Source organism: Rhizobium sp. 862_C5_N1_2, from assembly GCF_051811205.1.
GTDB classification, from domain to species: domain Bacteria; phylum Pseudomonadota; class Alphaproteobacteria; order Rhizobiales; family Rhizobiaceae; genus Rhizobium; species Rhizobium leguminosarum.
The window spans coordinates 3,754,653-3,768,255 of the sequence record NZ_JBPWPT010000001.1 but is presented as its reverse complement, the minus strand read 5'-3'; the positions used below and the strand labels follow the sequence as shown (position 1 = coordinate 3,768,255).

8 protein-coding genes are annotated in these 13,603 nt (G+C 62.4%); 5 read left to right on the top strand and 3 right to left on the bottom strand.

Translation table 11 applies throughout. From position 1 onward, the window contains the following. Window positions 1–20: 20 nt before the first annotated feature. Window positions 21–875, top strand: coding sequence for a LysR substrate-binding domain-containing protein (locus ACD590_RS18780; RefSeq protein ID WP_028733984.1), 855 nt, complete (start codon window positions 21–23; stop codon window positions 873–875). Between the two features lie 55 nt (window positions 876–930). Here ACD590_RS18780 and ACD590_RS18775 read toward each other — a convergent pair whose 3' ends face one another. Next, window positions 931–1,983: a threonine aldolase family protein gene (locus tag ACD590_RS18775; protein ID WP_130759011.1), complete on the bottom strand. Its 1,053-nt coding sequence runs from the start codon at window positions 1,981–1,983 to the stop codon at window positions 931–933. Between the two features lie 538 nt (window positions 1,984–2,521). Here ACD590_RS18775 and gltB point away from each other — a divergent pair. The 3 genes from gltB (at window position 2,522) to ACD590_RS18760 (ending at window position 9,829) form a co-directional block, all read left to right on the top strand. Next, on the top strand, window positions 2,522–7,246 hold the full coding sequence (gltB, locus tag ACD590_RS18770) for a glutamate synthase large subunit (RefSeq protein ID WP_439020941.1): 4,725 nt from the start codon (window positions 2,522–2,524) through the stop codon (window positions 7,244–7,246). Window positions 7,247–7,473: 227 nt separating this feature from the next. Beyond that, entirely contained in the window at window positions 7,474–8,928 is a 1,455-nt protein-coding gene (locus ACD590_RS18765; protein WP_026188524.1) for a glutamate synthase subunit beta, read from the top strand. A gap of 268 nt (window positions 8,929–9,196) precedes the next feature. Continuing rightward, window positions 9,197–9,829, top strand: a complete 633-nt coding sequence (locus ACD590_RS18760; protein WP_018243535.1) for a hypothetical protein — start codon at window positions 9,197–9,199, stop codon at window positions 9,827–9,829. Between the two features lie 37 nt (window positions 9,830–9,866). Here ACD590_RS18760 and ACD590_RS18755 read toward each other — a convergent pair whose 3' ends face one another. Continuing rightward, window positions 9,867–11,099, bottom strand: coding sequence for an SGNH/GDSL hydrolase family protein (locus ACD590_RS18755; protein WP_222284683.1), 1,233 nt, complete (start codon window positions 11,097–11,099; stop codon window positions 9,867–9,869). 174 nt (window positions 11,100–11,273) lie between these two features. Then, window positions 11,274–12,497 (bottom strand): lytic murein transglycosylase, encoded by a 1,224-nt coding sequence (locus ACD590_RS18750; protein WP_247265487.1) that lies wholly within the window; start codon window positions 12,495–12,497, stop codon window positions 11,274–11,276. Between the two features lie 204 nt (window positions 12,498–12,701). Between ACD590_RS18750 and galU the strand changes: the two genes are divergently transcribed. Continuing rightward, window positions 12,702–13,589 carry a UTP--glucose-1-phosphate uridylyltransferase GalU gene (gene galU / locus ACD590_RS18745; RefSeq protein ID WP_018072820.1) on the top strand — a complete coding sequence of 296 codons (888 nt, stop codon included), beginning with the start codon at window positions 12,702–12,704 and terminating at the stop codon, window positions 13,587–13,589. The last annotated feature ends 14 nt before the right edge of the window (window positions 13,590–13,603 follow it).

Genomic DNA, 13,603 nt, shown 5'->3' with positions numbered 1-13,603 from the left:
AGTTATCGAGAATATGGATCATGCTGGACCTTTCGCAATTGCGCAGTTTCGTCGCCGTCGAGCAGATGGGCAGTTTCACGCTCGCCGCAGAAAGGCTCGGCCTCGGGCAGTCGACGGTCAGCCAGCACATCCAGCGGCTGGAGACGGCGCTCGGGCGCAGGCTGCTGGCGCGCGACACCCATAAGGTGATGTTGACCGGCGATGGCGAGGCACTGCTGTCGCATGCGCGCGCCATGCTTTCGATCGAGGGGCAGGTGCAGTCGCTGTTTAAGAGCAACAGCCTGCGCGGCAGTCTGCGGCTCGGCGTATCGGAGGATTTCGTCACCAGTCAGCTGCCGGCGGTGCTGGAGGATTTCGTGCGTTCGCATCCATCGGTCGACCTGGAGTTGACGGTTGCGCTTTCCGGTGTGCTTTACGAGATGCAGGACAATGGCGAGATCGATCTGGTGCTCGCCAAGCGTCGGCTCGGCGATGCGCGCGGAAAACTCGTATATCGCGAGCCGCTCGTCTGGCTGGCGCGCGATCCCGAGCGCGTGCTCGCCTCAGGGCCTCTGCCGCTGATCGCCTTTCCGCCGCCGAGCGTCACACGGGTGATCGCGCTCGAAGCGCTCGGGCGAAACAGGGTGCCGTGGCGGATCGTCTGCACCTGCGGCAGCCTGAGCGGGTTGACGGCAGCGGCGCGAGCCGGGATGGGCGTGCTGGTGCAGCCGCGCAGCATGGCACCATCAGGCCTGAAGGAGATCGCTGCGGGAAGACTTCCGGTGCTGGAGGACGTGGAATTCGTGCTGGTGCCGCGTAAGGGAGCCGACCAGGCACTGGTTTCAGCACTGTCGGAGGATATTCTGCAAAAGGTGAGGGGACTGAGGTCGGCGTGAATCCTTGCCCGTCACCGAACGGCCTGCCAAGCCGGCAGGCCTTTCGAGCAGGCGATCAGGCGGCCAGGCACTTCAAGAAGCCATCGACATCCGCTTCGGTGGTCGCGAAGCTGGTGACGAGACGGATCAGGGTTTCGCTTTCGGAAACGAGTTCGGGCGTTGCCGCCGGGACCGGCCACTCGTAAAATTTGGCCCCCTTTTCCTCCGCAATTTTTGCGGCACTTTTGCTGACCACAGCAAAGACTTCGTTGGATGCGGTCGGCCAGGCGAGGCGAGCCGAGTTGCTCGTGCCGATACCGGCGCGCAGCCGGTCGGCCATGCCGTTCGAATGACGGGCGAGATCGAGCCAGAGACCGTCTTCGAAATAGGCATCGAACTGGGCGGCGATGAAACGCGACTTGGAGAAGAGCTGGGCGGCGCGCTTGCGGATGAACGGCATTTCCCGGGCTTGATCCGGATTGAAGAAGATGATCGCTTCGGCACACCAGCAGCCGTTCTTGGTGCCGCCGAAGGACAGCATGTCGACGCCGCGCTTCCAGGTCATTTCGGCCGGGGTGGCGCCGAGTGCAACCAGGGCGTTGGCGAAGCGGGCGCCATCCATGTGGAGCGGCAGATTACGCTTCCTTGATATGGCGGCGATCTCACCGATCTCCGGCAGGGAATAGACGGTGCCGATCTCGGTCGCCTGGGTGATGGTCACGGCGCTGGCGCGGCCGTGATGGACGGCGTCCTCGGGAAAGCTTGCGATCTTCGCCGAAAGTTTCGCCGGGTCGATCTTGCCGGCTTCGCCGTCAACGGCAACGAGGCGGGCGGCGCCGGAGAAAAATTCCGGCGCACCGCATTCATCCTCGATCACATGGGCCTCGGAATGGCAGAAGGTGATGCCGCCGGGGCGCTGGACGCTTGCCAGCGACAGCGAGTTGGCGGCCGTGCCGGTGGCGACGAAGAAGATCGAAACCTCACGCTCGAAGATCTCGGAAAAACGGGCTTCGACCTTTCTGTCGAGATCACCGGCGCCATAGGCGGCGGCAAAGCCGGTCGATTCCGTCAGCAGACGTTCGGCAATGGATTTGTGGGCGCCGGCCCAGTTATCGGAAGCAAAGAACATGTGGGGAAACCGTGAGAAAGGAAGGGGGTGGCAAGTCCGCAGCGGACATTACGCCAAAGCTTCGCAGGATCAAGGTTGTCGCCTGCGACACATCACGGAAATTGAACTACGCAATCAATAAAAAAAATAAGACGGCGCAACGTAATTTTCTTTCGTCATCGCCACTACCCAGGCAATCTTCCGTCGCAAATTGACGTTTTTTGACGGAGCGCTCTTGCAGAGCCGAATGCTTTCTGGCATAGAACTGATGAATTAGGACAGTGTTGCTGTCCTATTTTGGCCTTTATGACCGAAGAGGCGCCGAAAGCCCTGGAACAGACCGGCTTTCACGCTATAGTTCTTCCGAGCGTCAAGCCTCAAGGGCGGCGCGCGGAGGCGAATGGCAGGCGCGGAACGCGACGGTTTGCTTTCCTTTAAAGCAGATGTCTGCGGCCGATCTTCACAATGCAACAGCGCTGTCATGCGCCGAACCTATCTTCGGGTTGCGGCGCGGGACGAAAAGCCGCCCGCGGCCCCGCGGGCTTCGACAGGAGGAAAGATGATGACGAAGACGCCATCCATGGAAGTTGACCGGTTTGCTGCTGCAGAGCTGCGCGCGACGGCCAATATGTCCAAATCCGCCTCCGGCCTGCCGAAGAAACAGGGCCTCTACGATCCGCGCAACGAACATGATGCCTGCGGCGTCGGCTTCGTCGCGCATATGAAGGGCCAGAAGTCACACCAGATCGTCAAGGATGGCCTGTTCATCCTTGAAAACCTGACGCATCGCGGCGCCGTCGGCGCCGATCCGCTGATGGGTGACGGCGCCGGCATCCTGGTGCAGATCCCCGACCGTTTCTTCCGCGAGGAGATGGCCGAGCAGGGCATCACCCTGCCGCCGGTCGGCGCATATGGCGTCGGCCATATCTTCATGCCGCGCGATGAAAAGCAGATCGAGCACTTCAAGAAGGTGATCAAGGACGTCATCACCGAGGAAGGTCAGGTCTTCATCGGCTTCCGCGACGTGCCCGTCGACAATTCCTCGCTCTCCAAGGCGCCGGCCATTGCCGCAACCGAGCCGCATCATGTGCAGGTCTTCATCGGCGCCGGCGAGGATGCCGAAAACAACGACGAGTTCGAGCGTCGGCTGTTCACGCTGCGCAAGGTCATCTCCAACCGCATCTATGACGAGTTCGACGGCGAGGAGAGCAATTTCTATCCGGTGTCGCTGTCGTCGGCGACGGTGGTCTACAAGGGCATGTTCCTGGCCTATCAGGTCGGCGTCTATTACAAGGACCTGTCGGATCCGCGGTTCGAAAGCGCGGTCGCCCTGGTGCACCAGCGCTTCTCGACCAACACCTTCCCGTCGTGGAAGCTCGCGCATCCTTACCGCATGGTCGCCCATAACGGCGAGATCAACACGCTGCGCGGCAACGTCAACTGGATGGCGGCGCGCCAGGCCTCGGTCTCCTCGCCGCTGTTCGGCGAGGACATCTCCAAGCTCTGGCCGATCTCCTACGAGGGGCAGTCAGACACGGCCTGCTTCGACAACGCGCTCGAATTCCTGGTGCGCGGCGGTTATTCGATGGCGCATGCCGTGATGATGCTGATCCCGGAGGCCTGGGCCGGCAATCAGTCGATGGCGGCAGAACGCAAGGCCTTCTACGAATATCATGCCGCGCTGATGGAGCCCTGGGATGGGCCGGCTGCCGTCGCCTTCACCGACGGCAAGCAGATCGGTGCGACGCTCGACCGCAACGGCTTGCGGCCGGCGCGCTACCTCGTCACCGATGACGACCGAGTCATCATGGCGTCCGAAGCCGGCGTGTTGCCGGTTCCGGAGGAGAAGATCATCCAGAAGTGGCGACTGCAGCCGGGCAAGATGCTGCTGATCGATATGGAAGAAGGCCGCATCATCTCCGACGACGAGGTGAAGTCGCAGCTTGCGACGGCGCATCCCTATCGCAGCTGGCTCAACCGCACCCAGCTGATCCTCGAAGACCTGAAGCCGGTGGAGCCGCGGGCGTTGCGCCGCGACGTGTCGCTGCTCGACCGCCAGCAGGCCTTCGGCTACACGCTCGAGGATACACGCATCCTGATGTCGCCGATGGCGACGACCGGCCAGGAGGCGATCGGCTCGATGGGCACGGATACGCCGATCTCGGCGATGTCGGAAAAGCCGAAGCTGCTCTACACCTATTTCAAGCAGAACTTCGCGCAGGTGACCAATCCGCCGATCGACCCGATCCGCGAGGAACTGGTCATGAGCCTGGTTTCCTTCATCGGGCCGCGGCCGAATATTCTCGACCACGAGGGCGCGGCGAACGCCAAGCGGCTCGAGGTTCGCCAGCCGATCCTGACCAATGGCGATCTCGAGAAAATCCGTTCGATCGGCCATACGGAAGACCGTTTCGACACCAAGACGCTCGATTTCACCTATGATATCGAGCGTGGCGCCGAAGGCATGCCCGAGATGCTCGACCGGCTCTGCGAGCGCGCGGAAGCGGCCGACAAGGGCGGCTACAACATCATCGTGCTCTCCGATCGTCAGATCGGGCCGGACCGGATCGCCATTCCGGCACTGCTGGCGACGGCTGCCGTGCACCATCACCTGATCCGCAAGGGGCTTCGCACCTCGGTGGGTCTCGTTGTCGAGACCGGCGAACCGCGCGAGGTCCATCATTTCTGCCTGCTCGCCGGCTACGGCGCCGAGGCGATCAACCCCTATCTCGCCTTCGACACGCTGCTCGACATGCATGCCAAGGGCGAATTCCCGAAGGAAGTGGATGCTTCCGAAGTTGTCTACCGCTACATCAAGGCAGTCGGCAAAGGCATCCTCAAGGTCATGTCGAAGATGGGCATCTCGACCTACCAGTCCTATTGCGGCGCGCAGATCTTCGATGCGATCGGCCTGCAGTCGGAACTGATCGACAAGTATTTCTTCGGAACCGCGACGATGATCGAAGGCGTCGGCCTCGAGGCGATCGCCGCAGAAACCGTCGCCCGCCATAACGCTGCCTTCGGCACCGATCCGCTTCTTGCCACGACGCTCGACATCGGCGGCGAATATGCCTACCGCATGCGCGGCGAAAGCCATGCCTGGACGCCGGATGCGGTCGCCGCCCTTCAGCATGCCGTGCGTGGCAATGCCGAGGATCGCTACCGCGAATTCGCCGATATGGTGAACAATTCGGCGCTGCGCATGAACACGATCCGCGGGCTCTTCAAGATGAAGAGCGCCGAGGCGCTCGGCCGCAAGCCGATATCGATCGACGAGGTCGAGCCGGCCGCCGATATCGTCAGGCGTTTCTCGACGGGGGCGATGTCCTTCGGCTCGATTTCCAGGGAGGCGCATACGACGCTGGCGATCGCCATGAACCGGATCGGCGGCAAGTCGAACACCGGCGAGGGCGGCGAGGAATCCGACCGCTACATGCCGCTGGCCGATGGTTCGATGAACCCGGAACGTTCGGCGATCAAGCAGATTGCGTCGGGCCGCTTCGGGGTGACCACCGAATATCTCGTCAATGCCGACGTGCTGCAGATCAAGGTGGCGCAAGGCGCCAAGCCTGGCGAAGGCGGTCAGCTGCCGGGTCACAAGGTTGACGCGACCGTTGCCAAGACCCGCCATTCGACACCGGGTGTCGGCCTGATTTCGCCGCCGCCGCACCACGACATCTATTCCATCGAAGATCTGGCGCAGCTGATCTACGATCTGAAGAACGTCAACCCGACCGCCGATGTTTCGGTCAAGCTCGTCTCTGAAGTCGGCGTCGGCACGGTTGCCGCCGGTGTCGCCAAGGCACGCGCCGACCACATCACGGTCGCCGGCTTCGACGGCGGCACGGGTGCGTCGCCGCTGACGTCGCTCAAACATGCCGGCAGCCCTTGGGAAATCGGCCTTGCCGAGACCCAGCAGACGCTGGTGCTGAACGGGCTGCGCTCGCGCGTCGCCCTGCAGGTGGATGGCGGGCTGAAGACCGGCCGCGACGTCATCATCGGGGCGCTGCTTGGAGCCGACGAGTTCGGCTTTGCCACCGCGCCGCTGATTGCCGCCGGCTGCATCATGATGCGCAAGTGCCATCTCAACACCTGTCCGGTGGGTGTGGCGACCCAGGATCCGGTGCTGCGCAAGCGCTTCAAGGGCGCGCCGGAGCACGTCATCAACTATTTCTTCTTCGTCGCCAACGAAGTGCGCGAAATCCTCGCCTCACTCGGGTTCACCCGGCTTGACGAGATCATCGGCGCCTCGGAGCTTCTGGAGAAGGACGAGATGCTGAACCACTGGAAGGCGAAGGGCCTCGATTTCAGCCGTATCTTCCACAAGGTCGACGCTCCCAAGGAAGAGACCTTCTGGACGAGCCGGCAGAAGCACCCGATCGACGACATTCTCGACCGCGTGCTGATCGAGCAGGCGCAGCCGGCATTGACGGCCAAGACGCCCGTCGCCTTCGAGGTCGGCATCAAGAACGTCGACCGGTCGGCGGGAGCAATGCTTTCCGGCGAGGTCGCCAAGCGCTTCCGCCATCGCGGACTGAAGGAAGACACGATCAATGTGACGCTTCGCGGCACGGCGGGGCAGAGCTTCGGCGCCTTCTTGGCGCGCGGCGTCACCTTCAACCTGATCGGCGACGGCAACGACTATGTCGGCAAGGGCCTTTCAGGCGGCAAGATCATCATCCGGCCGCCGGAGAATTCGAGGATCGTGGCCGAGGACTCGATCATCGTCGGCAACACCGTGCTTTATGGTGCGACCGAGGGCGAATGCTATTTCCGCGGTGTGGCAGGCGAACGTTTCGCCGTGCGCAATTCGGGCGCGATCGCCATCGTCGAGGGTGTCGGCGACCATGGCTGCGAATACATGACCGGTGGCGTTGTCGTCGTGCTTGGCGCCACGGGCCGCAACTTCGCGGCCGGCATGTCCGGCGGTGTCGCCTACGTGCTCGATGAGACCGGCGATTTCGCCAGCCGCTGCAACATGGCGATGGTCGAGCTCGAGCCGGTGCCCGAGGAGGACGACATGCTGGAGAAGCTGCATCATCACGGTGGTGACCTCATGCACAAGGGACGCGTCGACGTCTCTGGCGACATGACGCGCCATGACGAGGAGCGCCTCTACCAACTGATCTCCAACCATCTGCACTATACGGGCTCGGCCCGCGCCACGCAGATCCTCGACAACTGGGCCGACTACCGTCCGAAGTTCCGCAAGGTCATGCCGGTCGAATACCGTCGGGCGCTCGAGGAAATGGAGCGCAGCCGGATGGGCATCGCCGCAGAATGAATTGCACCGGGACATCCGTCACCAGCTGACTGCAGGTGACGGATGACGAAAATATCTCAATGACCCGTGACGATCATACCGACGGCGAAGGCTGTTCAGATCGCACGGATGTCTTGCAGGGGATATGGTCCAATGACGGTCAAGACAAGCAACTTGCCCCGGGTACCGGGACTGACGATAGACAGATTGGCTGCGGTGAGGCGGTCATGAGGGTAAGGGACGAAAACATGGGTAAGGTAACAGGGTTTCTGGAAATCGACCGGCAGGTGGCGAAATACCAGCCGGCGTCGGATCGTATCCGCCATTTCCGCGAGTTCACGATCCCGATGTCGGACCCGGAAGTGCAGAAACAGGCCGCGCGCTGCATGGACTGTGGCATCCCCTATTGCCACGGCCCGACCGGTTGCCCTGTTCACAACCAGATTCCCGATTGGAACGACCTCGTCTACAACAACAACTGGGAAGCGGCGATCCAGAACCTGCATTCCACCAACAACTTCCCCGAGTTTACCGGTCGCGTCTGCCCGGCGCCCTGCGAGGAAGCCTGCACGTTGAATCTCGAGGATGCGCCGGTTGCCATCAAGACGGTCGAACAGGCGATCGCCGACAAGGCCTATGAGCTCGGCTTCATCCGGCCGCAGCCGGCGACGGTCCATACCGGCAAGAAGGTCGCCGTCATCGGCTCCGGCCCCGCCGGCATGGCGGCTGCCCAGCAGCTCGGCCGCGCCGGCCATGAGGTGCATCTCTATGAGCGCGAGACCAAGCCGGGCGGCCTGCTGCGCTACGGCATTCCCGATTTCAAGATGGAGAAGAACTTCATCGACCGCCGCGTCGAGCAGATGAAGGGCGAGGGCGTCACCTTCCATTGCGGCGTCAATGTCGGCGTCGATGTCAAGGTCGAGCAGTTGCTTGCCGATCACGACGCCGTTCTTTACTGCGGTGGCTCCGAGACGCCGCGTGAGGCGGGCATTCCGGGCACCGACCTTGCGGGCGTGCATGATGCGATGCCCTATCTGGTGCAGCAAAACCGCCGCGTCGGGCGGGAGAACATCGACAGCGTCGGCTGGCCGTCGGACCCGATCCTTGCCGGCGCCAAACATATCGTCGTCGTCGGCGGCGGCGATACGGCTTCGGACTGCGTCGGCACGGCCTTCCGCCAGGGAGCCGTCAAGGTCACACAGCTCGACATTCGGCCGCAGCCGCCGGAGAAGGAAGACAAGCTTGCCGTCTGGCCCTTCTGGGCGACGAAGATGCGAACCTCCTCCTCACAGGCCGAGGGTGCCGTCCGTGAATTCCAGGTGGCGACTCTTGAATTTGTCGGCGAAGACGGTGTGCTCACCGGCGTCAAGTGCTGCGAGGTCGACGAACGCCGGCGGCCGGTTCCAGGTACGGAATTCGTCATCCGGGCCGATCTCGCCTTCATCGCCATCGGTTTCCGCGGGCCGTTCACCGGTAGCGTGCTGAAGGAGCTGGAGGGCAAGCTGACGCTCAACACCGACAAGCGCGGCTCGACCAACGTCGTCGCCAACGATCGCGACTACAAGACTTCGGTCGACAAGTTCTGGACGGCGGGTGACGTGCGCCGCGGCCAGTCGCTGGTGGTCTGGGCGATCCGTGAAGGCCGCCAGGCAGCGCGCGCCATCGACGAGGAATTGATGGGTTCGACCGTTCTGCCGAACTGACCGTCGGCCGCACACCTTCCCGAAGACCACGAACTCCGCCCCTCCGGCGGAGTTTTTTCATGGTGCGCCGCGCTGTAGTGCGACCGCTTGACGCGGAGGCTGTGCGCCGCAAGCCTCAGGCAATGCCTGGAAGCGAGATTTTTCGCCGGACGCGGGCTCAGGAGGAGCCGGCGGCGACCGAAGCGGAGATGCCCCGCCGTTTTGGCCGTAACGCATTTCACCATCGGCCGCGGCGTGAGACCGCGAATGATCGACAAGGACATTTCCAATGGTTTCCGCACTTGACAGCACGCGGCTGGTTTCGGCCCAATATGCTCTGAAAAACCTCCGCGGCTCCGACGACAGCTCGCAGGACACGCAGAGTTCGTCGGCCGCCAGCATTCTGAGCAGCTACGGGCTCGATCCGAGTTCTGCCTCGCTTCTTTCCAACCAGGCCCTTTCCGGGCTGCTCGACACGCTTTCGGCCCAGAGCGACACGTCTGATGAGTCCGACACGACGGGTGATAGCGCCGACGTAACCAGCGCCTCCTTCATGTCGATGCTGAAGCAGCAGCTGCAGGATGCGGCTGCGGCCGAAGGCGAGAGCGGCAAGGCGCACGACATGCTGGCTGCCCTGGAAGCGGGCACGCTCACCATCACCGATCCGACGCAGGGTGTGTCGGTCAACGCCTGGGATGTCGATGATCCCGATGAGGCGGACACTGAGAGCAAGGCCGGCAAGGAGATTGATGTCAGCGGCTGGAGCGACTTCCTCGATGCGCATCTGGAGCGCGGCTCCGACGGCGCCTTCGTCAAGGAAAACGGCAGCTATGTCGACCAGACGAACGACAGCAACGCCTTCTTCGGCCTGATCGGACAGAACTACTATTATCTGAGCTGGCCGCAGGCGACGGCGAAGTAGACGGGACAAAGCGGAGGGCCGCCTCGCGCGGTCTCTTTTATTTGACCGAGACTTCGGCCGGCGCCTTTGCCACAGGCAGGCGGTAATCATCGACGCGGCCGGGAGGTGCGGGCGTCATTTCGCCCTGCTCGACCAGGAGGTCGCGCGGCGACCGCGTCAAAGCCATAGGCGGCGGCCTGGCGCCGAGAAGCTCGGCGCCGCCATCGAGATTGGGATCGGAGAGGCTGATCGGCACGGTATGTTCGACCGGATTGTCGGGAAGGCCGAGACCGGGCAGATTGCTGGAGTCGAGGCGGACCAGATCGGGACTAGCCTGCGTGCCGAGAAGACGCCGGGCCGGCTTCTCCACATAGAAGGCCAGCTTGCGCCGGCCGGCCTGGGTAAGGTTGATGCCATCAGAAGTGCGCAGGCGTACCTGCTGGCCGTTCACATCCGAGCCGGTGACGATGAAGTTGCCGTTTTCGTCGACGAAACCATCCCAGATATCGACGAATTCGCCGCCGATGCTTTCGACCTGGTTGCGGTAGAGCTGGTTCATCTGGACGGCATCGGCCGTCATCGAATCGGATTCGAAGGCAGGAAGGCCGACCCAAAGCAGCGGGATCTTGCGGCCGGTGACCTCCTTGCCGAAAGAAAGGACACGGCGGCGGTATTCGGTGAACCAGCCATCGGTGCGGAATTTCTCCTTGGCGGTGTCGGTCACCATCTGCTGGCGGTCGTTGGCGCCGATCATGACGACGACCATTGCCGGCTTCAGCTCGTCGATCATCTTCGGCAGCTGTTCCGGCCAGTCGTAATAATCGTCGCGGACAAGGCCTGAGGAGACGTTGCCGCGGGTTTCGACGACGACGCCGGGCGAGGTCTCGAAGGCGGCGGTGAGGCCGTCGCCGAGGCCGCTGGCCAGGAAATCGCCGACGATCAGGATCGTTCGGGCGTCACCGAGCTTCTGCACCGCCGGCTCCTCTTCGACGGTCCGCAAGGGTGGCGCGGTGCGGGTATTGACCACGGCCTTCGGTGGCGGTGGGCGCTTGCGCTGCTGGCGCCTCGGCTGCTGGACATCAGGGGCTTGCGGCGCATCGTCGAGATAGCGTCGGCCGAGGAAAAAATCGAGGATCGACCGGCGCTGATAGCGCTGCTCCTGGGCTTCAGCGACATGCACCGGCGCAAGAGCGCCAAGGCATAGCGAAGCCGCCGCCAAGGCGAGCACGAGCCAACGGATTGGGGTGCGATCAGTTTTCTTCGTCATGGGCAGTTCCGCATCTGCCGGCATCTTGCACGCAGGGTAGGCCAGCGTCTACTCCCGCTACTATCTAGGTCACGGTTCGGCCTGTTGTAGAGCATCATGCCGAAAAGTGTGTGGGGTTTTCGGGCAGTATCATGCCCTGCTTCGTTGATCGAAATGCGGGTTGAGATTTCCGGCCGGTCCGGCCGGGATCATCCCGATCTAGCGGCGCAGTGCGTTCAGAAGCGGCAACGAGGGCTCACCGTCCGGCTGCATGCCGATGCGCGACTGGACGGCTGATATTGCCGCCTTCGAACCCGACCCGAAATTGCCGTCGACCTCGCCATTGTAATAGCCGAGCGTCTTCAGACGGGTCTGCAGCTCGAATTTCTCGGTAATGTCGAGTGCGCCGTCCGGGCGCGGCCAGCGCTGTTGCATGCCGCCGTAGCCGGCGATCTGGTCGGCCAGCAGCCCGACGGCAAGCGCGTAGCTATCCGAGGCATTGTAGTTCTTGATGGTGAAGAAGTTGGCGGTCATCAGGAAGCCTGGGCCACTGGCCCCGGCCGGCATCTTCAGCATGGCTTTGGTGGCGCTCTCGCGGAAGGCCTTGCCGTTCGGGCGTGTCAGGCCGAGTGCCGCCCATTGGGCCAACGTATGGGTCTTGCCGGCCTGCTTGGCGACTGCGGCGGGAACGACGACCTCGTAGCCCCAGGTCTTGCCGGTGTCCCAGCCGTTCTTCATCAGGAGATTGGCCGAGGTCGCCAGCGCGTCGGGGACGGAATTCCAGATGTCGCGGTGGCCGTTGCCGTCGGCATCGACGGCATAAAGCAGGTAGCTTGTCGGAATGAACTGGGTGTGGCCCATGGCGCCGGCCCAGGAGCCGGTCATCTCGCGTGCCGGCACATCGCCGTTCTGCAGGATCTTCAGTGCCGCGACCAACTGCTTCTTGGCGAATTTGGCGCGGCTCGGATCGGCGTAGGCAAGCGTTGCCAGGGCGCGTGGCACGTAGTGCAGCCGGTCGTCCTTGTCGAGAACCGCGCCATAATTCGATTCCATCGACCAGATGGCCAGCAAAATGGTCTTGTCGACGCCGAAACGCTGCTCGATCGCAGCGAGCGTCCTTGCGTGTTTGGCAGCCATCTCGCGGCCGATCTTGACGGTATAGGGGTTGACGCGGGAATCGACATAGTCCCAGATCTTCGAGGTGAATTCCGGCTGGTAGGCCGCCTTTTCGAGGACGGTCGGATCGGGCTCGGTCACCCCGGAAAAGGCCTTTTGATAAGTTGCCTTACTGATGCCACTCTGAGCGGCAGTTTGGTAAAAATCCGCGATCCATTTCTGGAAGCGGGAATCAGCTTTCGCGTTGTCGGGGACCAGTGCCACCTGGGCAGCGACAATGAGGGCGAGAGCAAGACCACGAAGGGAGTTTTTGTGATTCTGGGTCATCGACAGTCGTATCCGTCATCTTCAGTTTCTGGTGCAGCGGGGCATCCTATCCGCCCAGACCCGAGACTACAGGAACGGAGTCAACAAAATCTTTACCATGGCGATCCGCTGCGGTCACCATTTGCAAAACAGTAGCAATTCTATACTAGTTAAAGCTAAAAAGCTCTATTTCCAAAGCGATGTGATCGAAGCAGGAGGCCGGGTGTGGCTCAACACAACAAAGTTCGTAAAGCAGTATTTCCGGTTGCCGGGTTGGGAACGCGATTCCTGCCGGCGACAAAGGCTGTTCCGAAGGAAATGTTGACCGTCGTCGACAAGCCAATCATTCAATATGTCGTCGATGAGGCGATCGAGGCCGGGATCGAACATCTGGTCTTCGTCACCGGACGCAACAAGCACGTCATTGAAGATTATTTCGACATCCATTTCGAGTTGGAACAGACGCTGCGCGAGCGCGCCAAGAAGGCTGAAATCACCCTTCTCGCCCAGCAATTGCCGAAGGCCGGCACGGTGAGCTTCACCCGTCAGCAGGAGCCGCTCGGCCTCGGCCATGCCGTCTGGTGCGCCCGCGAGATCGTCGGCGACGAGCCCTTCGCGCTGTTGCTGCCCGATATGATCATGAAGGGCGACAAGGGCTGCATGAAGGGCATGATCGACCTCTACGGCCAGAGCGGCGGCAATATCATCGCCGTCGAGGAATGCGCGCCAGACCAAGCGCATAAATACGGCATCGTCGGCGTCGGCGAGGCGATCGGCGACGGCTTCCGCATCACCGGCATGGTGGAAAAGCCCGCCAAGGGGACTGCGCCTTCCAACTTCTTCATCAACGGCCGCTACATCCTGCAGCCGGAGATCTTCAAGATCCTCGAAACCCAGGAGCGCGGCGCCGGCAACGAGATCCAGCTTACCGACGGCATGCTAAAGCTGCTGAAGGAACAGGATTTCGCCGGTTACCACTTCCGCGGCGCGACCTACGACTGCGGCGCCAAGGACGGTTTCATCCTGGCAAACGTCGCCTTCGCCCTCGAACGCGCCGATATCCGCCCCTCCGTCGAAGGCGGCTTCAGGGAACTGCTTGCCGGCCTGAAATAAGTTGTAGATTCAAT

Coding starts and splice junctions, on each gene's coding strand:
- ACD590_RS18780 (WP_028733984.1), top strand. CDS start 21: ATGCTGGACCTTTCGCAATTGCGCAGTTTCGTCGCCGTCGAGCAGATG.
- ACD590_RS18775 (WP_130759011.1), bottom strand. CDS start 1,983: ATGTTCTTTGCTTCCGATAACTGGGCCGGCGCCCACAAATCCATTGCC.
- gltB (WP_439020941.1), top strand. CDS start 2,522: ATGATGACGAAGACGCCATCCATGGAAGTTGACCGGTTTGCTGCTGCA.
- ACD590_RS18765 (WP_026188524.1), top strand. CDS start 7,474: ATGGGTAAGGTAACAGGGTTTCTGGAAATCGACCGGCAGGTGGCGAAA.
- ACD590_RS18760 (WP_018243535.1), top strand. CDS start 9,197: ATGGTTTCCGCACTTGACAGCACGCGGCTGGTTTCGGCCCAATATGCT.
- ACD590_RS18755 (WP_222284683.1), bottom strand. CDS start 11,099: ATGCCGGCAGATGCGGAACTGCCCATGACGAAGAAAACTGATCGCACC.
- ACD590_RS18750 (WP_247265487.1), bottom strand. CDS start 12,497: ATGACCCAGAATCACAAAAACTCCCTTCGTGGTCTTGCTCTCGCCCTC.